At 68.4% G+C, this 20,953-nt stretch carries 19 protein-coding genes and 1 pseudogene; 12 read left to right on the top strand and 8 right to left on the bottom strand.

The features are described 5' to 3' along the window. The first annotated feature begins 54 nt into the window (after positions 1-54). Entirely contained in the window at positions 55-1,509 is a 1,455-nt protein-coding gene (gene rox, locus GC106_RS23670; protein ID WP_217280888.1) for a rifampin monooxygenase, read from the top strand. A 20-nt stretch (positions 1,510-1,529) separates the two neighbouring features. Here rox and GC106_RS23665 read toward each other — a convergent pair whose 3' ends face one another. After that, positions 1,530-2,009, bottom strand: a complete 480-nt coding sequence (locus tag GC106_RS23665) for a hypothetical protein (protein WP_173134667.1) — start codon at positions 2,007-2,009, stop codon at positions 1,530-1,532. 281 nt (positions 2,010-2,290) lie between these two features. Here GC106_RS23665 and GC106_RS23660 point away from each other — a divergent pair, with 281 nt between their 5' ends. From GC106_RS23660 to GC106_RS49400, 6 genes and pseudogenes are all read left to right on the top strand, one after another. Then, a complete protein-coding gene (locus GC106_RS23660; RefSeq protein WP_173134664.1) occupies positions 2,291-3,298 on the top strand; it encodes a helix-turn-helix domain-containing protein in 1,008 nt (335 codons plus the stop codon). A 176-nt stretch (positions 3,299-3,474) separates the two neighbouring features. Next, positions 3,475-3,927 carry an MmyB family transcriptional regulator gene (locus GC106_RS48025; protein WP_312872805.1) on the top strand — a complete coding sequence of 151 codons (453 nt, stop codon included), beginning with the start codon at positions 3,475-3,477 and terminating at the stop codon, positions 3,925-3,927. Then, positions 3,831-4,206, top strand: a pseudogene (locus GC106_RS49405) (MmyB family transcriptional regulator). Before GC106_RS48025 ends, GC106_RS49405 begins: the two are co-directional and overlap by 97 nt. Before the next feature lie 65 nt (positions 4,207-4,271). Continuing rightward, positions 4,272-6,263: an NAD-dependent DNA ligase LigA gene (gene ligA / locus GC106_RS23650; protein WP_173134661.1), complete on the top strand. Its 1,992-nt coding sequence runs from the start codon at positions 4,272-4,274 to the stop codon at positions 6,261-6,263. Positions 6,264-6,374: 111 nt separating this feature from the next. Beyond that, positions 6,375-7,934, top strand: coding sequence for a long-chain-fatty-acid--CoA ligase (locus tag GC106_RS23645; protein ID WP_173134658.1), 1,560 nt, complete (start codon positions 6,375-6,377; stop codon positions 7,932-7,934). A gap of 271 nt (positions 7,935-8,205) precedes the next feature. Continuing rightward, positions 8,206-9,501, top strand: coding sequence for an ABC transporter ATP-binding protein (locus tag GC106_RS49400; protein WP_173134655.1), 1,296 nt, complete (start codon positions 8,206-8,208; stop codon positions 9,499-9,501). 101 nt (positions 9,502-9,602) lie between these two features. Here the strand turns inward: GC106_RS49400 and GC106_RS23635 are convergent, their stop codons facing one another. The 3 genes from GC106_RS23635 to GC106_RS23625 are packed head-to-tail and all read right to left on the bottom strand — an operon-like array spanning position 9,603 to position 11,026. After that, on the bottom strand, positions 9,603-10,034 hold the full coding sequence (locus GC106_RS23635) for a nuclear transport factor 2 family protein (protein ID WP_173134652.1): 432 nt from the start codon (positions 10,032-10,034) through the stop codon (positions 9,603-9,605). Further along, a complete protein-coding gene (wrbA, locus tag GC106_RS23630) occupies positions 10,031-10,642 on the bottom strand; it encodes an NAD(P)H:quinone oxidoreductase (RefSeq protein ID WP_173134649.1) in 612 nt (203 codons plus the stop codon). Before wrbA ends, GC106_RS23635 begins: the two co-directional genes overlap by 4 nt. A gap of 24 nt (positions 10,643-10,666) precedes the next feature. After that, entirely contained in the window at positions 10,667-11,026 is a 360-nt protein-coding gene (locus GC106_RS23625) for a DoxX family protein (RefSeq protein ID WP_173134646.1), read from the bottom strand. 115 nt (positions 11,027-11,141) lie between these two features. Between GC106_RS23625 and sigJ the strand changes: the two genes are divergently transcribed. Next, a complete protein-coding gene (sigJ, locus tag GC106_RS23620; protein ID WP_173134643.1) occupies positions 11,142-12,044 on the top strand; it encodes an RNA polymerase sigma factor SigJ in 903 nt (300 codons plus the stop codon). 31 nt (positions 12,045-12,075) lie between these two features. Here sigJ and GC106_RS23615 read toward each other — a convergent pair whose 3' ends face one another. After that, complete coding sequence (locus tag GC106_RS23615) at positions 12,076-13,233, bottom strand: cytochrome P450 (protein WP_173134640.1); 1,158 nt, start codon at positions 13,231-13,233, stop codon at positions 12,076-12,078. A gap of 255 nt (positions 13,234-13,488) precedes the next feature. On the opposite strand from GC106_RS23615, the gene GC106_RS23610 reads away from it, so the two are divergent. Continuing rightward, positions 13,489-14,952, top strand: coding sequence for an FAD-dependent monooxygenase (locus GC106_RS23610; protein WP_173134637.1), 1,464 nt, complete (start codon positions 13,489-13,491; stop codon positions 14,950-14,952). A gap of 14 nt (positions 14,953-14,966) precedes the next feature. Here the strand turns inward: GC106_RS23610 and GC106_RS23605 are convergent, their stop codons facing one another. Beyond that, entirely contained in the window at positions 14,967-15,665 is a 699-nt protein-coding gene (locus GC106_RS23605; protein ID WP_173134634.1) for an SDR family NAD(P)-dependent oxidoreductase, read from the bottom strand. A gap of 189 nt (positions 15,666-15,854) precedes the next feature. On the opposite strand from GC106_RS23605, the gene GC106_RS23600 reads away from it, so the two are divergent. Beyond that, positions 15,855-16,265 (top strand): winged helix-turn-helix transcriptional regulator, encoded by a 411-nt coding sequence (locus tag GC106_RS23600; RefSeq protein ID WP_173134631.1) that lies wholly within the window; start codon positions 15,855-15,857, stop codon positions 16,263-16,265. A gap of 66 nt (positions 16,266-16,331) precedes the next feature. Here the strand turns inward: GC106_RS23600 and GC106_RS23595 are convergent, their stop codons facing one another. Next, on the bottom strand, positions 16,332-17,660 hold the full coding sequence (locus GC106_RS23595; RefSeq protein WP_173134628.1) for an MFS transporter: 1,329 nt from the start codon (positions 17,658-17,660) through the stop codon (positions 16,332-16,334). 704 nt (positions 17,661-18,364) lie between these two features. On the opposite strand from GC106_RS23595, the gene GC106_RS23590 reads away from it, so the two are divergent. Beyond that, entirely contained in the window at positions 18,365-18,787 is a 423-nt protein-coding gene (locus GC106_RS23590) for a PPOX class F420-dependent oxidoreductase (RefSeq protein ID WP_173134625.1), read from the top strand. Positions 18,788-18,875: 88 nt separating this feature from the next. Here the strand turns inward: GC106_RS23590 and GC106_RS23585 are convergent, their stop codons facing one another. Next, the gene (locus tag GC106_RS23585; protein ID WP_173134622.1) at positions 18,876-19,325 is read right to left on the bottom strand and encodes a nuclear transport factor 2 family protein; all 450 of its coding nucleotides are present in this window, start codon (positions 19,323-19,325) and stop codon (positions 18,876-18,878) included. Positions 19,326-20,053: 728 nt separating this feature from the next. Here GC106_RS23585 and GC106_RS23580 point away from each other — a divergent pair. Further along, positions 20,054-20,743: a response regulator transcription factor gene (locus GC106_RS23580; RefSeq protein ID WP_217280857.1), complete on the top strand. Its 690-nt coding sequence runs from the start codon at positions 20,054-20,056 to the stop codon at positions 20,741-20,743. Positions 20,744-20,953: the final 210 nt, after the last annotated feature.

Here is a 20,953-nt window from a genome sequence, read left to right as displayed (position 1 = left end):
CACTCTCCGCAGTTCACCACCGGGCCGTCGTCGAACGATCCGGTCCAGCCCCTCATGGTCGACGTGATCATCGCCGGGTGCGGGCCGACCGGCGCGATGCTGGCCGCCGAACTACGGCTGCACGACGTGCGGGTACTCGTTCTGGAGCAGGAAACCGAGCCCAAGTCGTTCGTCCGCATAGTCGGCCTGCATGTTCGCAGTATCGAGCTGATGGCGATGCGCGGGCTGCTGGATCGCGTCCTCGAACACGGCAGACGGCGTCCGGCCGGCGGATTCTTCGCCGCCATCGCCAAACCCGCGCCCCCGGGCCTGGATTCCGCGCACGCCTATCTGGTGGGCATCCCGCAGCCGGTCATCGAACGCCTGCTCGAAGAACACGCGATCGAACTGGGCGCGCAGATCCGGCGTGGTTGTGCGGTGGCCGGTTTCGAGCAGGACGACGAGGGCGTGACCGTCGAGCTGGCCGACGGCGAACAGCTGCGTGCGCGCTATCTCGTCGGCTGTGACGGCGGGCGCAGCACGGTGCGCAAACTGCTCGGCGTCGGCTTCCCCGGCGAGCCTTCGCGGACGTACACGCTGATGGGCGAGATGGAAGTGGGTGTGCCGCAGGAGGAGATCACGGCCAAGGTGACCGAAATCCACGCGACCCACAAGCAGTTCTGGCTCAGGCCCTTCGGCAGAGGTGTCTACAGTGTCGTCGTCCCCGCCGCGGAAGTCAGCGACCGCACGGAACCGCCTACCCTTGAGGACTTCCGGCACCAGTTGCGTGCCATCGCCGGAACCGACTTCGGCGTGCACTCCCCGCGCTGGTTGTCCCGCTTCGGGGACGCCACCCGGCTGGCCGAGCGTTATCGGGCCGGGCGGGTGCTGCTGGCCGGGGACGCGGCACACATCCATCCACCCATCGGTGGGCAGGGGCTGAACCTGGGCGTGCAGGACGCGGTCAACCTCGGCTGGAAACTGGCCGGACAGATCCGCGGCTGGGCACCGGAACCACTGCTGGACACCTACCAGGCCGAACGTCGTCCGGTCGCCGAGGACGTGCTGGACAACACCCGCGCCCAGACGGAACTGTTGTCCGGCGGACCGGGCCCGCGGGCCGTGCGCAGGCTGCTCACCGAACTGATGGACTTCGACGAGGTGAACCGCTACCTGATCGGGAAGATCACCGCGATCGATGTCCGCTACGACTTCGGCACAGGCCCGGACCTGCTCGGCCGCCGCCTGCGCGACATCGACCTGAAACAGGGCCGCCTCTACGACCATCTCCGTCGGGGCCGTGGCCTGGTCCTCGACCGCACCGAACGGCTGACCGTCGAGGGCTGGCGGGACCGAGCCGACCTCGTCGCCGATCCCGCCGCGGCACTGGACGTTCCGGCCATTCTGCTACGCCCCGACGGCCACGTCGCCTGGATCGGCGACGACCAGCAGGACCTGGACGATCACCTCGCCCGCTGGTTCGGCCAGCCCACCCCTCGTGAGTGTTTATCAGGGTTAGAACACGGCTGAACACTCACGAGGGGGTTTGGTCAGGAGATCCTGATCGAGCTCGCCCGGTTGCTCCACCCATCTCCGATATTGGCGAGATTGCGCGCCTCGTCGATCCACACCGAGGAGGCCCCCGTGAAGTTCTCCCCATTGAACAACTTGACATCACACCTGTGAGCGGTGCGAATGGAGCTGATCCGGTTGTTCATCGCGCCAAGGCTCTCGTAGTTGACGTCCCTCTCGTTGTCGTACGCCGGGGTGCACTCCTTTTCCTTGTAGAAGCCGATATAGTTCTCCCCCTCGAAGTTGGTCTTGTCGAAACCTTCGGCCACGAGCAACGCTTGTGCCGGGAGTTGCGCCGCGGCCTGCCCGGCGTCGGCGGCACACGCGATCTGCCCACTGTCCAGGTGGACGGCGCAGTAGCCCGCTTCGGCACTCCCGGCGCCGACATGGTTGCCGGCTGACGCCGTCATCGGCGTCAGCCCGATCGTCGCCACGCTCGCGGCTGCCGCGAGCACCATTGATCGTGTCTTTCGCATTTGATCTCCCCAGTTCACGCGAACCCCATTCTCGGATCGAGCGGGGATGTCCTCCACGATGCCGCGACATCCCTGAAGAGTTGTTGGCGGAGAGTCCACAGTTTCTTGACGGAGAGTCCACCACGGCAGCCGAACGTGGATCTGGTGACGGTGGACTGGTCGCCGAAGACGCTCGCCGGCAACCGGCGGTATGCTGGCGGCAGGGAACAGCTCCACGTGAATGCTCGAAACGAGCACAGCGTTCCGCCCGGACAAAGACCTTGATGGGGGTCAAGGTGCTCGAGTTCGAGTTCACCACCGAGGATCTGCCTGCGCCGGATCAGTTCGACTACGTACGCGCGGCGATGTCCGACTTGCCGGCGCCCCACGACGCCAGCACTGACCACATCGACGGTTTCCGGCTGCACCAGCGTAAACTGAACCTGGACTTGATCTGGGTGTGGACCATGGCCGTGCAACCGATCACCCTGCGCCGCACCGCACGACTGATCCGGCAGGCCGATCCCGAGACCTACAACCTCGTCCTGGTCCAGCACGGCACGATCGGCCGCACCTGGAGCCGGCACGAAGCCACCTACGGTCCCCATGATCTGCACGTCAACGACTCGTCACAGCCCTACGTACTGCGAGCGCACAGCACCCAAGGACTGGTCACGTGCATAGGCGTCGAGATACCCAAGAAGCTGCTCTCGCTGCCTGTCACCGAGATCGACCACCTGGTCGGAAAACGGCTGCCCAGCCAGGGAATCGCTGCCCTGCTGGGCGGATTCCTCGTCCAACTGACCACGAACACCAGCGCCTACCGGCCCTCCGACGGCCCACGACTGGGCACCGTGCTGACCGACCTGACCTCGGCACTGTTCGCACACACCCTTGAAACGGACAGCACCCTGGCGCCGGACAGCCGCCAGCGCACCCTGATCCTGCGCATCCGCACCTTCATCCAGCAGCACCTGCACGACCCGCGGCTGACCCCGGGCATGGTCGCCGCCGCGCACCACATCTCCACCAGTTACCTGCACCGGCTCTTCCAACGCGACGGCACCACGGTCGCCGCATGGATCCGCGAGCAACGTCTCAAACGCGCCCGCCGCGACCTCACCGACCCCGCCCTGACCACCGCCTCCATCAGCCACATCGCCGCCCAGTACGGATTCACCCATCCCGCCGCGTTCAGCCGTGCCTTCCGCACCGCCTACGGCATCGCCCCCAAGGACTACCGACATCAGGCGCGGGCCGATGGTTCACACCCTGAACCTGCACCGCGGTAAGGCCAGCAACACCCTGCCCACATCGGTCGGCGAAGCAGCGGTCCACCATCTGCGTGCATGATCGCGGCTCATCAGTTCCTCAAGGCCCGCCGGGCCGATCTCAGCCCCCGCGCCGTCGGCCTGCCTGAACCCACCGGCGCCGGCGCGTTACCGGCCTGCGGCGGGAAGAGGTGGCTGTGCTCGCCGCCATCAGCACCGACTACTACACGCGCCCTGAGCAGGACCGCATCACTCCGTCGACGTCCGTGCTGGCCGCTCTGGTCCGCGTCCTGCACCTCAACGACGCCCAGCGCGACTACCTGTACGAGCTGGCCGGACGCCAGGTCAACCGGCCACGGCGGACTGTCCAAAAAGTACAGCGGCAGCTGCTCGCCGTGCTGACCGAGCTCAGCGTGACGCCCGGCATGATCCTCGGGCGTTACCTGGACATCCTGGCGTGGAACCCGATGGCCGCCGCCCTGCTGAACACCGACTTCTCGACCATCCCCGAGAAGAAACGCAACTACGTCCGGCACATCTTCACCGACCCGCCATGCGGTCGCTGTACCCGGACTGGGAGGCCTCGGCCCACAACACCGTCGCCGGGCTGCGCCGCCGGGCCGCGGCCCGTCCCGACGACCCCAGACTGACCGCCCTCGTCGGTGAACTGTCCGTCCACGACGACCAGTTCCGCCAATGGTGGCAGACCGTTACGTCGCCCCCGCACCGGCGGCCTCAAGGTCATCAACCACCCGGTCGCCGGCGAGCTCACCCTCGACTGGGACGCCCTCACCTGCAGCGCCGACCCCGAGCAGGAGCTCGTCATCTGGATCGCCGAACCCGGCTCGCGATCGTACGAAGGACTGCGCTTCCTCGCTTCGTGGGCGATGGGCCACCAGGACCAGCCCTCGCCGGACACCGTCGACTGACCGGTCCGAGTCGGGAGGCTCGCCGGCAACGCTGAATGTCGGTGGGCACGGGTACGTTGTGCGCTGTGAACGCTGGGGAACGGATCCAGGAACTCGCCGACCGGGTGATGGTGCTGCGCGACGCGTACTACCGGGGCTCGCCGCTGGTGGCGGACGCCGAGTACGACGCGATCGAGGACGAGCTGCGGACGTTGATCGAGGCCAACCCGGAGTTGGCGCCCGATCCGAACCCGCTGGAGCAGGTGGGCGCGCCCGCGGTGCTGCACGCGCCGATCCGGCACTCACGCCCGATGCTGTCGCTGGAGAAGGCGACGCGGCCTGAGCAGGTCGTGGCGTTCTTCGACCGCTTCGGTGGCCAGCCGGTGGTCGTGATGCCGAAGCTGGACGGGTTGTCGCTGGCCCTGGTCTATCAGGACGGGCGGCTGTCGCGGGCGATCACCCGAGGAGACGGCACGACCGGCGACGATGTGACTGTCCTGGTGCGTGCGCTGGTCGACGGCGTACCGGACCGTATTCCCGCGGACGGCCGGGTCGAGGTGCGCGGTGAGGCCGTGATGCTGCGTTCCACGTTCACCGCGTACAACACCGCGCATCCGGACCGGCCGCTGATCAACCCGCGGGGCGCCGCGGCCGGCACGCTGCGCGCGAAGGACCCGGCCACCGTGGCCGAACGGCGGCTGCGGTTCTTCGCCTTCGACCTGGACACCTCCACCGACAGCGCCGCGACCGACCTGCACGAGGGGCTGCGTGCGCTCGGATTCGACGCCGCCGACATGCGGCACTGCGACGACGCGCAGGCGGCGCAGGCGGTGATCGCCGAAATCGAGCAGCAGCGCAACGAGCTGGACTACGACCTGGACGGCGCCGTGCTGCGGCTGGCCAACCGGGACGCCTACGCGGCCGCCGGGACGCGGTCGAGCTCGCCGCGCGGAGCGCTGGCGTACAAGTTCGCCGCCGAAGAGAAGACGACGGTGCTGTCGGATGTGCTCTGGGATGTCGGCAAGACCGGGAAGATCGCCCCGGTCGCCCAGCTGGAGCCGGTGTTCGTCGGCGGAACGACGGTCATGCGGGCGACGCTGGCCAACCAGGAGGTCATCCGCGCCCGCGACATCAAGATCGGTGACACGGTGCTGGTCCGGCGCGCGGGCGACGTGATCCCGTTCGTCGCGGGCGTGCTCGACGCCTCGAAACGCACGGGAGCCGAACGGGACATCGTGCCGCCCACCGCGTGCCCGTCCTGCGGGCAACCGGTGACCGAACAGGGAAACAGCCGGGAACTGTTCTGCACCAACGTCGCCTGCCCCGCGCAGACCGTCCGGCGGCTGGTGCACTGGGCGTCGCGCGCCGCGGCCGACATCGAGGCCGTCGGTCCGATGTGGATCGAGCGGCTGGCCGAGGCCGGGCTGCTCGAGCACCCGTCGGACTTCTACCGGCTGACCAAACAGCAGTTGCTCGAGTTCGACCGGATCGGCGACGTCTCGGCCACCCGCATGATCGAGTCGATCGACGCAGGCCGCCAGGTCGGCCTGCGCCGGGCGCTGATCGGCCTGGCGATCCCGATGGCCTCCGAGGGCACCGCGGCCCGGCTGTGCCGCGCGGGGTTCACGTCCCTCGAACAGGTCGCCGACGCCGGTGAGGACCGGCTCGTGGCCGTGGAGGACATCGGCCCGAAGGTCGCCGCCTCGCTGACCATGCACCTCACCCGGCTGCGGCCCGAGCTCGAACGGCTGCGCGAACGCGGTGTCTCCTTGGACGTGCGTGACGAGGACCTCCCGCCCGCCGTCGCGTCCGACGCCCCGCTCGCGGGCAAGACAGTGGTCATCACCGGCGCGATCAACGACCCCCGCTCCGGCGAGAAGGTCCCCCGCCCCACCTTTCAGCGGCTGTGCGAGAAGGCAGGCGCGACGATCGCGTCCTCCGTCTCGGCGAACACCGACATGCTCATCACCGGCGCCGACGTCGGCGCCAGCAAACTGACCAAAGCCGAGAAGCTGGGTGTCGAGGTCGTCGACCAGGGCGATGTCTGGCAGCAGCTGATCGCGGCAGGAGTCACGTAAGCCCGCCTCGGCAGGGGTGACGTACCACTGTACTCCAACGCCGTCGTCTTCCGGCCTTGCCGCCACGATGGTAGGAATAGAACACGTTCTAGTCCGCGTGGAGGTGGTGGGATGGACGTCCCGTCGGTCACCGACCTGCTGCTGGCCCGGGCTGGGGACGAACTGCGTGGTCTGCGGTTCGAGGATGAGACGTATTCCTGGGCCGAGCACGTCAGGGCGTCGGCCCGGCATGCGGCCGCGCTCCGGGCGGCCCTGCGGTGGGACATACCGCCCCACGTCGGCATTCTGGCCGACAACGTGCCGGTCTTCTCGTTCCTGCTGGGCGCCTGCGCGTTCTCCGGGGCGGTGCTGGTCGGGCTCAATCCCACCAGGCGGGGCGAGGCGCTCGCGCGCGACGCCCGGCTGACGGACTGCCAGTTCGTGCTCGCCGAGCGGAAGTACCAGCCGCTGCTGGACGGGCTCGACGTGGACGTGCGAGACCTCGAATCCTGGACGACACCGCAGGACGCGCCACTCGATCCCGTTCCCGCGTCAGCGGACGACCTGCTCATGCTCATCTTCACGTCCGGCACCAGCGGCGACCCGAAGGCCGTGCGCTGCACGCACGGCAAGATCGCGTTCCCTGGCCGGATGCTCGCCGACCGCTTCGGGCTGTCGAATCAGGACACCGTGTACGTCTCCATGCCGATGTTCCACTCCAACGCCATCATGGCCGGATGGGCTGTCGGGCTCGCGGCAGGGGCGGGCATCGCCCTGCGCCGGAAGTTCTCGGCATCCGGGTTCCTGCCCGACGTACGCAAGTTCGGCGTGACCTACGCCAACTACGTCGGCAAGCCTCTGTCCTATGTGGTCGCCACCGCGCCGCGCCCGGACGACGCGGACAACCCGTTACGGCTCGTCTACGGCAACGAAGGCGCCGGCGCCGACCTGACCGCGTTCGCGGAACGCTTCGGCTGCAAGGTGATCGACGCGTTCGGCTCGACCGAGGGCGGAGTGGGCTTCTCCCGCACGGACGACACCCCGCCGGCATCGCTCGGCAGGCCCACCGGGGACGTGGCCATCGTGCACCCGGACACCGGCCGCCCCTGCCCGCCTGCCGAGTTCGACGCGGCCGGCCGGCTGACCAACGCCGAGGAGGCCGTCGGCGAGCTCGTCAACACCTCGGGCGCGGGCTGGTTCGCCGGGTACTACCGCGACCCCGAAGCCGACGCGGACCGGTTGCGCGGCGGCCGGTACCACACCGGTGACCTCGCCTACGCCGACGCCGACGGGTTCGTCTACTTCGCCGGACGGCTCGGTGACTGGCTTCGCGTCGACGGGGAGAACCTCGGCACCGCACCGATCGAACGAATCCTGTTGCGGCACCCCGCGATCACCGACACCGCCGTCTACGCGGTGCCCGACCCGGTGACCGGAGACCAGGTGATGGCCGCCATCGTCACCGACGGCACACCGCTGGACCCCGCCGAATTCGGCCGGTTTCTCGCCGCCCAGCCGGACCTCGGGCCCAAACAGGTGCCGAAGTACGTGCGCACGGTCCGCGAACTGCCGCGGACGTCGACCTTCAAGGTCATCAAGCGGCAGCTCGCGGCCGAAGGCCTGGACTGCCCGGACGTGATCTGGACGCGGTGCGGGCGGGACCTCGGCTACACCGCCGGACGCGGGCACTGAACACGGACGACCCCGACGGCACAAGGACCGGCACCCACGGGTGTCGCTCCGGCGGGACATGCCAGTTGGCCGTGGACACCGTGATGGCGGGCCGCCAAGAGCCGATCTGACGCGACGACGCGCCCAACGGCGTACCGTTGAGCCCGGTATCGGACAGTCGGCGTATCCGCCCGATCACTGCGGGTGCTTCCCGCGTTCGGGCTATTGCCCTACCGGCGACAGGCCGAAACAGTGACGATCCGCGCATACCGCAGGGGACGGGAGGCGAACAGTGGCGACGATCGGACTACGCTCCATCAGCAAGGTCTTTCCTGGTGGCAGCATCGCGCTCGACCAGGTCGACCTCGACGTGGCCGACGGCGAGCTGATGGTTCTCGTCGGACCGTCCGGCTGTGGCAAGTCGACGCTGTTGCGCATCATCGCCGGTCTGGAGGAGCCGACGTCGGGCACGCTGTATCTGGACGACACCGACGCCACCAACCTCACCCCGCAACAGCGTCAGGTCGCGATGGTGTTCCAGAACTTCGCGCTGTACCCGCACATGACGGCAGCCGGGAACATCGGCTTTCCCCTGCGGGCTTCCGGACTGCCTCCGGACGAGCGAGACGAACTCGTCGTCGAATCGGCGGCGGCCCTGGGCCTGCAGGAGCTGCTCGGGCGCTGGCCGAACCAGATGTCCGGTGGCCAACGGCAACGGGTCGCCATGGGTCGCGCGTTGGTGCGTGATCCGCAGCTGCTGCTGCTCGACGAACCTCTGTCCAACTTGGACAGCGGGCTGCGTTCCGAGCTGCGCGCCGAGATTTCCTCGACCATCCGGTCGTCCGGGATCACCACCGTGTACGTCACCCACGACCAGACCGAAGCGCTGACGCTCGCCGACCGCATCGCGGTGATGCGCGGCGGATGCATAGAGGACATCGGGACGCCCGGCCGCGTCTACGACAAGCCCGCGACCATGTTCGTGGCCTCGTTCCTCGGCACACCGCGGATCAACCTGCTCGAGGCCTGGGTCTGGAACACTGTGGACAGTCACGTCTCGCTGCGGATCGGCGAGCAGACGATCGCCCTGCCGTGGCAGGATCCCCGTGCCCGGCAACTGGCGCACTACCACGGCGAACGGGTCGTGGTCGGGATACGGGCCGAGGCCCTGCTGTCGGCCGCCGAGCCGGTGGCGGACTGCACCCTGCGCGGGCAGGTCCAGTACCTGGAACACCACGGGCACGAGTCCCTCGCGTTCGTCGACATCGGCGCGGTGGGCATCGAAGTCGACCTGGCGCCGCCGCCCCGGACTCCCCCGGCCACGAAGCTGAAGCAGTTCCGGCAACGGCCGCTGACGGCGATGCGCGGCGTCTGGAAACGCGTCAGCGGGACGAAACCGGAGGAACCCGAGACAACTCAGGCCACCTCGACGGCGGGCAGGCACCAGAAACGCAAAGCCGGTCTGGTCATGCGCCTTCCGCCGAGGACCAACGTCACCAGGGGCAGCACGATCAACGTCGTCATCCGGCGCGAACTGCTGCACTTCTTCGACTCCCGTGGCGACCGCATCGACACCGGCTTCCGCTGACCCCCTCGTGAGTGTTTGTCCGGGTTAGAACACGGATAAACACTCACGAGGCGGACGACCGCGGGCCCGGCCTTCGAATACGTGCCGCCCGAGCGACGGCGCTAGGGAACCGAGCCGGTGAGCGGAGCGCTGTCGATGTACCGTATCTCGTAGACGCGCTCCGTGAACTTCCAGCCGTCCTGGGTGCGCTGGTAACGATCGTGGTACACGGCATAGTTCAGGTGTGAGCTGCCGTCCCGGAGGCGCCCGAACTCCGAGATGTACGAACGCCCGGTCGCGGTGTCCCCGGCGAGCTGGATCGTGCCCGGGTGGATGGTCTGGACGAAGTAGTCCCAGAACCCTTGCATCCGTTCGATTCCCGCCCGGATCTCGGTGCGGCCGACGAGCTCGGAGACCTCGGGAATCCGCATCGCGCCGTCCACTGTGAACAGCGCGGCGAACCGGTCGTAGTCACGCGTCATCACGGCGTCGGTGAACTCGCCGCGCAGTGCTTCGATTTCGACTCGGTCAGTGATGTCCTGCAACGTGGTCATGACGCGGCACGACCAATCTTGAGTGCCGCCGCGGTGTCGACGACGCGCTGCGCCTGGTAACGGGCTGCCTGCAAGGTCACCTCACTGGGCGCGCCGTCACCGGCCACATGGGACGTGCCGTAGGGATTGCCAGTCTTGAACTGGACAGGGTCGGTGTAGCCAGGAGGCACGATGACGCCACCCCAGTGGTAGAACACGTTGCTCAGCGCCAGAATGGTGGACTCCTGTCCGCCGTGGGCGGTGTTGGACGCGGAGAAGGCCGAGTACACCTTGTCGGCGAGCTTGCCCGCGAACCACAAAGGACCTGTCGTGTCGATGAACGCCTTCACCTGGCTGGAGATGGTGCCGAATCGGGTCGGCGTGCCGAACAGGACCGCGTCGGCCCAGGCCAGGTCGTCCGGGCTGACCTCCGCGATGTCGGCGGTGTCCTGGATGTGCTGGCTCCACGCGGGATTGCTGCTGATCGCCTCCGGCGGCGCCAGTTCGGCGACCTTGCGCAGCCGCACGCGGGCGCCTGCCTTTTCGGCGCCCTCGGCGGCGGCCTGTGCCAGAGCGTGCACAGTGCCGGTGGCACTGTAGTAGATGATCGAGACGTTGACCGGTTCCATGGGTTGATGTCCTTCTTTGGTGAGTCAGGCGGCGAACGGCGCGGGACCGAAACGGCCCCACGCGACGAAGGCGGCGAGAGCGAGCAGCGACAGTGTCACCACGGCTTGCCGGCTCTCGTGCCGGCGCAGGTGGAACACCATCGCGCCGGCCATCAGCAGCGCCAGGCCGACGGCGGCCAGTGCCACGAGCACCGGCGCGATCCCCAGTACGGCGGGCAGGACGAGGCCGGCGGCGGCCAGAACCTCGAGCACGCCGATGGCTTTGACGGCGCCCACGCTGAAGCCTTCGACGACCGCCTTGCCGGGGACGAACAGCTTCGCGGCGCCACTGGCCAGGAAAAGCACGGCCAGCAGGGCCGCGATGATCCACAGTGCGATGTCCATGCCCGTCCGACGACACAACGCCCCGTAATGTGAGGTGACGCGCTGACCTCACACTCCGGTGCGACGTTTCGTCGGACTGGGTAAGGCGGAAGCGACCAAGGGAGCCGGCACCACCATGAGCACGCAGTCCGAGGCAGGAGACAGCCTGAGCGCGATCATGCGGGAGCGGCGTCAGCTGATCAATCTGGCGTACCGGCTCCTCGGCTCGCTCGCCGACGCCGAGGACGTCGTGCAGGAGACGTACGCCCGCTGGTACGCCATGTCCCCGCAGCAGCGGAAGGCGATCGACTCGCCCGGCGCCTGGCTGACGAGGGTGGCCAGCCGTGTCTGCCTCGACCTGCTCGGCTCAGCCCGGATGCGGCGGGAACGCTACGTGGGCCAGTGGATCCCGGAGCCGGTCCCCGAGCCGTCCGAGTGGGTCACCGCCGACCCGGCCGACCGCGTGACCCTCGACGAGTCCGTCAGCATGGCGTTCCTGGTGGTGCTCGAATCGATGACGCCGGCCGAGCGGGTGGCGTTCGTCCTGCACGACGTCTTCCGCTACTCCTTCGCCGAAGTGGCCGAGATCGTCGGCCGCAGCCCGGCGGCCTGCCGCCAGCTGGCCTCCTCGGCCCGCCGCCGCATCGACGCGTCGCAGGCGCCCCCGGCGCCCCCGGCCAAGCGCGCCGACATCGTCCGGGGCTTCAAAGAGGCGTGGGAGACCAAGGACATCAACGCGCTCATCGGCCTGCTCGACCCGGCCGTGACCGCGACCGGCGACGGCGGCGGCCTCGTCACCGCCGCGCCACGGCCCATCGGCGGCAACGAGCACGTCGCCCAGTACTTCATCGACCTCGCCCGCCGCGCCCCCGGGAACATGACCTTCCTGGAGCGCACGGTCAACGGCCAGCCCGGCCTCGTGGCCCAGCAGGACGGCGCCACCGTGGCGGTGCTCGCCTTCGACATCGCCGAGGACCGGATCACCCGCATCTGGGCCGTGCTCAACCCGGAGAAGCTCCGCCCGTGGACGGCCGGATAACCGGGTCACGCCGTGCGGCCGGTCCGCGACCTCACCAGGTGACGGGCAGTTCAGACGGGCCGCGGAAGCGCCGCTCGGTGTGCCAGCGGATGGTTTCCGGGTCGACGGCCAGCCGCAGGCCGGGGAACCGGGTGACCAGGCCGGTCATCGCCGCCTCCAGTTCCACGCGGGCCAGTGCGGCGCCGAGGCAGAAGTGCAGGCCGTGACCGAAGGCGAGGTGCGGGTTCTTCGTCCGCCTGAGGTCCATCTCCTCCGCCCTGGCGAAGATCTCGGGGTCACGGTTGGCCAGTGCGTCGGACACGATGACCAGGCTGCCTGCCGGGATGGTCACCTCGCCGACGGTCACGTCCTCGGTCGCCACCCGGAAACCCGGTGTCAGCACGGAGGGGTACAGGCGCATCAGCTCTTCCGACGCCGCGGGGACGCCGGCCGGCTCGGCGCACAGCCGCGAATATTCGTCCGGGTGCAACAGCAAGGCGTGCATGCTCTTGCAGATCTGGTTCGCCGTGGTCTCGTAACCGGCGGGCAGCAGCAGGACACCGAGGTTGATCAGTTCCTCCTCGGTCAGCCGTTCCTCGGCACGGGCCGACACCAGCTCGCTGAGCAGATCCTCCTTCGGGTCCTTGCGTTTCTCGGCGATGATCTCGGTCAGGTAGGCCCGTAGCTCGTTCACCGCGTTCAGTTTGCTCTCCGCCGTGTCCGCTGTGGACGCGAGCACCAGCGAGCGTTCCTGGAACCAGGCGCGGTCGTCATAGGACACACCGAGCAGTTGGCACACCACGGTGATCGGCAGCGGCAGGCAGAGCGCGTCCACCAGGTCGGCGGGCGGCCCGTGGTCGGCCAGGCCGGTCAGCAGCTCGTCCACGATCTGCTGGATCCCCGGCCGCATCATCTCGGTCCTGCGGCGGGAGAACGCCTTGGCCACCAGCCCGCGGATCCGGGTGTGCTGCGGCGGGTCCATGTCCAGCAGCATGTCGCCGGTGCTGCTCGCGCCCGGCCCGGTGTAGTTCGTCCCCCGGGTGCGGAACACCTCCTGGCGGCTGAAGATCGGGTCCGACAGCACGAACACCGCTTCGTTGTAGCGGGTCACCAGGTACGCCGTCTGTCCGGTCGGGATGGTCACCAGCGCCACCGGGCCGACTTCCCGGATGTCCCCGGCCGGTGGCGGAGTCGCCTGTGTTGTCGTCATTGTCCCCTCCGCGCACTGCGAGAATCGACGAAAGAATTCGATGACAGCTTCTCCGGCAGCGGGATTCCGCGTCAAGCGATCACGTCAAGGACTGCGCCAAGAATCTGTCAGGGAATCGCCAAGCCGGCCACGGAAACGTCAATTCTGCTGGACCGGCCACAAAAATGGGCGACGGCTCTTTCCGTCGTTCCGCGCGCCGGCCTACTGTGGCTGGGTCTGTCGAATCTGGCCTCGAATCACCGTCAAGGAGAAGACATGGACACTGCCGTTGTCGTCGTGGGCGCGGGTCCGGCAGGCCTGATGCTGGCCGGCGAACTGCAGCTCGCCGGCGTGGACGTCGTCGTCGTGGAGAAGCTCGCCAGGCCGACCGGGGAATCCCGTGGCCTGGGGTTCACCGTGCGGACGATGGAGGTCTTCGACCAGCGCGGCCTGCTGCCGCGGTTCGGGGACCTGACGACCACCTCCTACCACCATTTCGGCGGCCTGACCCTCGATCTCGGCGTCCTCGACGGCGTGCACCTGGCCAACAAGACAGTGATGCAATGGCAGACCGAGAAGGTTCTCGAAGAATGGGCGACCGAACTCGGCGCGGAAATCCGCCGCGGCCACGAACTGGTGTCGCTGACCCAGAACGACGCGGGGGTTGAGATCGAGGTGAACGGCCCACAGGGCGCTTATCGCCTGCGTGGCGCCTACCTCGTGGGATGCGACGGCGGCCGTAGCAAGGTGCGCAAGAGCGCGGGTTTCGACTTCCCCGGAATTCCCGCGACGATGGAAATGTTCCTCGCCGACGTCAAGGACGTGCGGGTACGGGAGCGCAGGTACGGCGAGACCGTGCCGGGCGGCCTCGTCATGGCGGGTCACCTGCCGGAAGGCTTGACCCGGCTGGTCATCTGCGAACACGCGGCCGTGCCGAAGCCACGCACCAGCCCGGCCACGTTCGACGAGGTCGTGGCGGCGTGGAAGCGGCTCACCGGCGAGGACATCTCGGGCGGCACCCCGGTGTGGACCAGTTCGTACGGCAACGCGGTCCGGCAGGTGACCAGCTATCGCATGGGCCGCGTGCTGCTCGCCGGGGACTCCGCGCACATCCACCTGCCCGCCGGCGGCCAGGGCATGAACGTCAGCATCCAGGACTCGGTGAACCTGGGCTGGAAGCTCGCCGCCGTGGTCCGCGGCACCGCACCGGCCGACCTGCTGGACACCTACCACAGTGAACGGCACCCGGTCGGGCGGCGCCTGCTGACCAACACCCAGGCCCAAGGGCTGCTTTTCCTGGGCGGCACGGAAATCCAGCCGTTACGGGACGTGATCTCCGAACTGATCGAGTACGAGGACGTCAGCAGGCACCTGGCTCGCATGGTCAGCGGCCTGGACATCCAGTACGACATGGGCGAGGGCGACCACCCGCTGCTGGGCCGCCGGGTGCCACACGTCGATCTCGTGCACGAGGACGGGAAGACCAGCACCACCGAGTTGCTGCACGCGGGTCGCGGTGTGTTGCTGGACTGCGCCGGCAACGCCGGGCTGCGCAAGGCCGCCGCTGCCTGGTCGGACCGAGTGGAGATCGTCACGGCGGCACCTGTCGACAACGGCACGGACAGCCCGTTGCACGGCGCGGACGCGTACCTGATCCGTCCGGACGGCCACCTGGCCTGGGCGACCGGCAGCAAAGCCGGTCTTCCCGCGGCACTCGAACGGTGGTTCGGCCCCGCGTAGGCGTACTGCCCCGGTTACGCGCTGAAGATGGCCTCCGGCCGGTCGCGGTTCTCGTACAGGTCCCAGTACAGCGGGGCGATCTGCTCGGGCGTGGCCGTCGGGACGCCATCCGGGGCGCCGCCGCGCGCGACGGCGCCCCCGCCGATCCAGACGCTGATCACCACGTGGCCGGCGTACACGCCGCTGCCGGCCAGCTCCTTGTTCAGGTTGATCACCCAGTTGCGCAGAGCCGCCGCGGCCGCGTTGATGTTGGCCAGCATCGGCACCGGGTCCACGGAGCCGCCGCCCGTGGTGAACAGCAGGGTCCCGGCGCCGGCCGCCCGCATGGCGGGCAGAACCGCCTGGGCAGCCGTGACGGCGCCGTAGAAGTTGTACTCGATCTGCGGCTGCAGGTTGTCCACCGTGACCTCCGAGGGAGCGGCCATGGTGATGCCCGGCACCGGGGAATGCGGGGCCGGCGAGTACTCCAGTACGTCGATGCCGCCGAAGTGGGCCTTGGCCGCGTCCAGGGCGTCGGTCAGTGAGGCGCGGTCGAGGACGTCGGCGGGGAACGCGGCGGCCTTGATGTCTTCCTGGCCGAGCTGGTCGACCAGTGCTTCCAGCTTCTGCTCGGTGCGGGCGATCAGGGCTACGTCGAAGCCGCGGCTGCCGAAGGTGCGGGCGATGGCCAGGCCCATGCCGGAACCGGCGCCGACGATGGCGAGAGTGGGCACAGTCGGATCTCTTTCGTGTCGTGACCGCCGGGACATGCGCGGATCAGCTGCCCGGCAGGTGGGTGGATCAGGCGTGGGCGGCGGGAACCGCGCAGCCGCCCTTCAATTCCTACTTTTTGTGCGTAGCGCCATGATGGACCAGTATGGAAGCCCGTACAAAAGGCACATCGATGTGCGTGCCGGAGGGGAATGTGCGCCATGGACACCGCAGACCGACCCGACGCCGCCGCGGGCCGAGGGCCGTGCGCCGCCATCCCCGCTGAGCAGATGGACTTCGTCCGGCAGATACTGGACCGGGTCGGCGACAAGTGGAGCATGCTGGTGATCGCCGTGCTGGCGGCCGGCCCGCTGCGCTACACCGACCTGCGGCGCGAAGTCCCCGGGATCTCCCAGCGGATGCTCACCCTCACCGTGCGCCAGCTCCAGCAGGACGGCTTGGTGACCCGGACCGCCTACGCGGAGGTGCCGCCGCGTGTGGAGTACGCCCTCACTCCCCTGGGCCGCAGCCTCCACCAGATCGTCACGTCCCTGATCACATGGGTCGCGGACCACCACGGCCAGATCCGCGAGCACCGGACGCGCACCGGCACGGCACCCTGATGCCGGCGGCATCGGAGCGCGAAGGACCGCCAGGCGGAACCCGCCTGGCGGTTCCTGTGTCATGTCCTACGAGGAAACTTCGACCTTCGGCCCGGAGCGGGAACGCGCCACGGTCACGCCCGCGATCACCATGGACACCGCCGCCAGGGCCGCGCCCCACCTCAACGCCGAAGAGCCCGACAGCGCCCACAACGCGGCACCTGTCGCCGTGCCGAACGCGTTTCCCATCTGGCGCACCAGGTTCGACGTCGCCGCGGTCAGCCCCAGCTGCGAGCGCGGCACGTTGCCCATCAGGAACACCTGCAACTGCCCGTTGAACAGCCCGAACCCGGCGCCGACCACGGCCAGCCGCCAGAACAGGTCGACCGGCCCGCCACCGGCGAGCAGGAGCAGGACGAAGCCCACGGTGATGACCGCGGCACCGGCCACCGCGACCGGCCGGGTACCGACCCGGTCGGCGACCATGCCCGCGCCATAGCTCGTCGCCAGAGCGGCGACCGGATACGCCAGCAGGACGAGACCGGCGGTGCCCGGCGTGGTGCCCAGGCCGTGCTGCAGGAAGAAGGGCAACACGAAGATCAGCACGTGAAGGCCCACGTACACCAGCACAAGCGCCGCGTGCGGGCCGAGGACGCCCCGGGTGCCCAGCAGTTCACGGACCGGTACCGCGTCGCGGCTTCGATACCACGCCACCACAAGCGGAACGGCCAGCAGTGCCACGACGATCCACACAGGACTTTCGGTCACCGCGAGGGACAGCGCGAAGAGGACCGCCACGGCGCCGCCGCCGAACGTGGCCGCCTCGACGAGCCAGCGACGCTGGGGCCACGTCAGCCGGTCGCCCAGCGGCAACTGCCCGGCGGCGAGCAACGCGACCGCCGCGACCGGCGGGATGGACAGGTAGAAGATCCACGGCCAGCCGAGCGATTCGACGATCTGCCCGCCCACCACCGGCCCGGTGACCCCGCCGGTGGTGCCGAACAGCATGATCAGGCCGTACGCCCGCGCTCGCGCGTCCGGCCGTACCGACACGGTCGCGAGTACTGACGAAAGCGCCATCAGGATGGCACCGAACGTGCCCTGGACCAACCGGGCCGCCACCAGCCACCCGATCCCGGGCGCCAGCCCGGCCGCCGCCGTCGACAGGGCGAATCCCGCGCACGTCAGCGTCAGCGCGCGGCGGGAATCGACGGCGTCCACCCAGCGCCCGGCGCACAGCCCCAAGCCGATGATCGGCGTCAGGTAGCCGAGCACGACCCACTGCACGAACGAGGTGGACGTCCGCAGATCGTCCTCAATGGACGGCAACGCGATGTTCACGATCGTGGCGTCCAGCTGGACGACGAACACCGCCAGCCCGGCGGCCACGACCAGGCCCCATCGGCTTCGTTCCACGGGTTGACCATTCCTTTCAGGACAGATGTACCCAGCCAGAACGCTGATCGGACGCTGCGGCACGCAAACCCAGGGGCGTTTCCGGGACAGCCACAGGCTTGTCGGCACGCACGGGCGCTGGTCTCCCCCAGGCGAAATCGCTCGACCGCAGTCTCCATCGAGAGTCGCAGCCTTCGCGGTTCCCGTCAAGGCTGCCGATACCGGTCGGAGTTTGGGTGGTTCCGTCTGTTACGTCACGATGCTGCCCGCGATTCCGATGCCGGTGGGGAAACCGGCGAACCACTGGCGGGCGGCGGCCGGACCGCACTATGGTCGAACGTCGGGCCGGAGGGTCCGGAGCGAGCACGACTGGGGATCGGAGTCGGTGGATCTTGCTGGAGCCGTTCATGACCGAACCGCCGAACGCGGGCAGAACGCGAAGATCCCGTCCCGGCCAAGCACTCCCCGCCACCCGTCCGTGCCGCGAAGTCGTGCGCACGAACCGGAATCCGCCCGACTGACCGCCTCACACAGGTTGCGCCGTGACCCTTCCTGCGGTTGTCTGAAAGCGGACGGGCATCGCCGCGATGGCCCGGCGTCCGCGTGCTCCACGACAAGCGGGAGCATTCCCGGGCACTGTGCCGGGATCGTCGCCGACTGTGGCACAGGACTCGCCGTCCGTTCGCCGACACATCGATCACCCACCCGGATCACGAGGAACTGTCATGGTTTTCACCGATATCGAGTTCGACTTCCTGACCGGTCAGCGACTTGGCCGGCTGGCCACCGCGCAACCCGACGGCACCCTGCAGATCAACCCGGTCACCTTTCGCTACAACAGCGGTACCGGCACGATCGACATCGGCGGGCGCCGGATGGCGGGCAGCCAGAAGTTCCGCAACGTCACCAAGAACGACCGTGTCGCCTTCGTGATCGACGACCTCGTGTCGGACGAGTCGTGGGAGCCGCGGTGCCTGGAGATCCGCGGACGCGGCGAGGCGCTCGTCGACGCCACGGACTCGGCCTGGGCCGGTGTGCCGAACGGGTTCGACGGCGCGATCATCCGGATTCACCCGCGACGCGTCATCAGCTTCGGCATCGACCCGGACGCGCCCCCGTTCACCAGCAACCGCCGCGACGTCGGCTGACCCGCAAAGACCCCGCAGCGGATCGGCGATCCCACGCCGATCCGCTGCGGGGTGTCCAGGGTGACCGTGTCCGTCCGCAGTGGACCGGTCAGCGGACCGGATACCGATACCGCGGCGTCAGTTCGATGCGGTTGATCCGCCAGCCCTGCTCAGTCAGGACAACGCCGACCCGGGCGCCGACGGCGGTCACGCTGACCGGCGGCACATCGTCCGTCGCACCGACCAGCACACCGATCACGTTGGCGTGCACGGTCGCCCGGTCGCCGTCCAGGTCGATGCCGATGCTGCAGCCATTGTGCTGTGTGGCCCCGTAAGGGACGTTCAAGGCGCGGGTGCACTCGATCACCTCGGCGGCACCGACGATCGGCTCGCCACCCGCCATCACCAGGACGATGTCGTCGGTGAACAGCTCGGCGGCGCTGTCGAAGTCCTTCTCGTCCATCGTCCGCCAGTTCCGGGCGAGCAGGTCGGAGATCTCGGCTCGGTGCGACAGCTCACGCAGCAGCGTGTCGTGTTCGGTCTCGATCGCGTGTGTCATCGGCTCGCTCCCATCGGATTCACGGGTGATGCGCCGGCCGGGGGTCGGAGAACACCGCACGACCGGGCGGGACTCGTAGCCGAGCTTGGCGCGATCGCCGAAGGGTGACAACCCGCTCGTGCCGACTTGGCGGAACGTTTGAAGTCTTTTGACGGTCCGCCAACGAACCACCGGAACAAGACGTCGTCACCGAAACCAGACAAAAGGCGCGGCCAGCCGCCCGCAATGGACGGCCGAAGACCTGACATCCTTTACCCGGCTCGCACATTCGCCGCCATTCAGGGGCGAACATCACACTGCGTGTCTCTGCGAAAAGGCTGACCCTTCGGCCGAGTACGTGACACTGTCACCAGCCACGCTGCGTTCACATCACGCAATCTCGCCCGCATGTCAACGCCACATCGGATGATCCTCGGGACGGCCGCCCGCTTATCGGCTACGCACAGTCATACCGGCGAGTGGACAGTCACTTGACACGGTGTCACTTCTCGATTACCACGGTTGACAGGACCGCCGTTCCGGTTGCCAAAACTGGGGAGATCATTGACCGTCTGCCAGAAGTTTCCGCGACGCCACGGGTCAGCTGGACGAATGGGACATCCCCGCGCGTGGACGTAACCTCGCGGAAACAAGGCCACGGCCCGGCGCGCCCGAAAGCGGAAAGCAATACCTGGGGAATGATTTCGCAGGCAGGCATCGTACCGAAACCACCACTGGGGAAATCGATCATGCAATCGCTGCGCATCCTGCTCGTGGAGGACCAGCAGAAGGCCAGTTCACTGCCGCAGAACCTGACCCGCCACGGCTACGACATCGCCACGGTCGGCACCGGCGGCGAGGCGTTGACGGCCGACAGCGACGCCGACCTGATCCTGCTCGACCTCGAACTGCCCGACATGGACGGGGTGGAGCTGTGCCGGCGGATCCGCCAGCGCAGTGACACTCCGATGATCGCCTTCACCGGCGGCGACGCGAAGCTGGAGCGGGTGCTCGCGTTGCAGGCCGGTTCGGACGACTGCATGGACAAACCGTGCGAGTTCCGTGAGCTGCTGGCCAGGATCGAGGCGCTGATGCGCAGGCTGCGGCCGCGTCAGCGGACCCGCGCGGTCGAACTGAGCCTGTCGATCGGCGCGCTGGAGATCGACGCGACCGCCCGCGAGGCGCGGCTGGACGGCAGGCACGTCGAACTGACCCGCAAGGAGTTCGAACTGCTGCACTACCTGGCGCGCAACGCCGGCACCGTCGTCACGCGCCAACGGCTGATGGCCGAGGTATGGGGCGACCAAACCCCGCACGCCGCCAGCGTGCGAGCCAGCCGCACGATTGACACCCACGTCGGTTCGCTGCGCAGCAAACTGGGCGGCAGTGACTGGATTCGCACGGTTCGCGGTGTCGGTTTTCGTTTCGCCTGCCGATAGGCCGGGCGACGGTCGCGGTACCGGGGATTTGTCATCCTGAGCCATTTCCTGACATGCGCTTGACAAAGCTTTGCGGTTGTTCTTGCAGCGACCGCGTTGACGCGGAGTACGGCCGGCGACAAGACTCGATATCAGCAACCGGCAGCACTGACCGAGTGCCGGAACGGGGATCACCGAACATTTCGGCGGGTGTTTTCGCGCCGCGGAGAA

It is taken from the genome of Kibdelosporangium persicum, from assembly GCF_013280595.1.
Taxonomy (GTDB): Bacteria; Actinomycetota; Actinomycetes; order Mycobacteriales; family Pseudonocardiaceae; genus Kibdelosporangium; species Kibdelosporangium persicum.
Note: the sequence above shows the minus strand (reverse complement) of the source record. Positions and strands in the feature narration are given on the sequence as shown.

Bases quoted from the DNA above. Each gene is read 5' to 3' on its own strand.
- rox (WP_217280888.1), top strand. From the start codon at position 55: ATGGTCGACGTGATCATCGCCGGGTGCGGGCCGACCGGCGCGATGCTG.
- GC106_RS23665 (WP_173134667.1), bottom strand. From the start codon at position 2,009: ATGGTGCTCGCGGCAGCCGCGAGCGTGGCGACGATCGGGCTGACGCCG.
- GC106_RS23660 (WP_173134664.1), top strand. From the start codon at position 2,291: ATGGGGGTCAAGGTGCTCGAGTTCGAGTTCACCACCGAGGATCTGCCT.
- GC106_RS23645 (WP_173134658.1), top strand. From the start codon at position 6,375: ATGGACGTCCCGTCGGTCACCGACCTGCTGCTGGCCCGGGCTGGGGAC.
- GC106_RS23635 (WP_173134652.1), bottom strand. From the start codon at position 10,034: ATGACCACGTTGCAGGACATCACTGACCGAGTCGAAATCGAAGCACTG.
- wrbA (WP_173134649.1), bottom strand. From the start codon at position 10,642: ATGGAACCGGTCAACGTCTCGATCATCTACTACAGTGCCACCGGCACT.
- GC106_RS23625 (WP_173134646.1), bottom strand. From the start codon at position 11,026: ATGGACATCGCACTGTGGATCATCGCGGCCCTGCTGGCCGTGCTTTTC.
- sigJ (WP_173134643.1), top strand. From the start codon at position 11,142: ATGAGCACGCAGTCCGAGGCAGGAGACAGCCTGAGCGCGATCATGCGG.
- GC106_RS23615 (WP_173134640.1), bottom strand. From the start codon at position 13,233: ATGACGACAACACAGGCGACTCCGCCACCGGCCGGGGACATCCGGGAA.
- GC106_RS23610 (WP_173134637.1), top strand. From the start codon at position 13,489: ATGGACACTGCCGTTGTCGTCGTGGGCGCGGGTCCGGCAGGCCTGATG.
- GC106_RS23600 (WP_173134631.1), top strand. From the start codon at position 15,855: ATGTGCGCCATGGACACCGCAGACCGACCCGACGCCGCCGCGGGCCGA.
- GC106_RS23590 (WP_173134625.1), top strand. From the start codon at position 18,365: ATGGTTTTCACCGATATCGAGTTCGACTTCCTGACCGGTCAGCGACTT.
- GC106_RS23585 (WP_173134622.1), bottom strand. From the start codon at position 19,325: ATGACACACGCGATCGAGACCGAACACGACACGCTGCTGCGTGAGCTG.
- GC106_RS23580 (WP_217280857.1), top strand. From the start codon at position 20,054: ATGCAATCGCTGCGCATCCTGCTCGTGGAGGACCAGCAGAAGGCCAGT.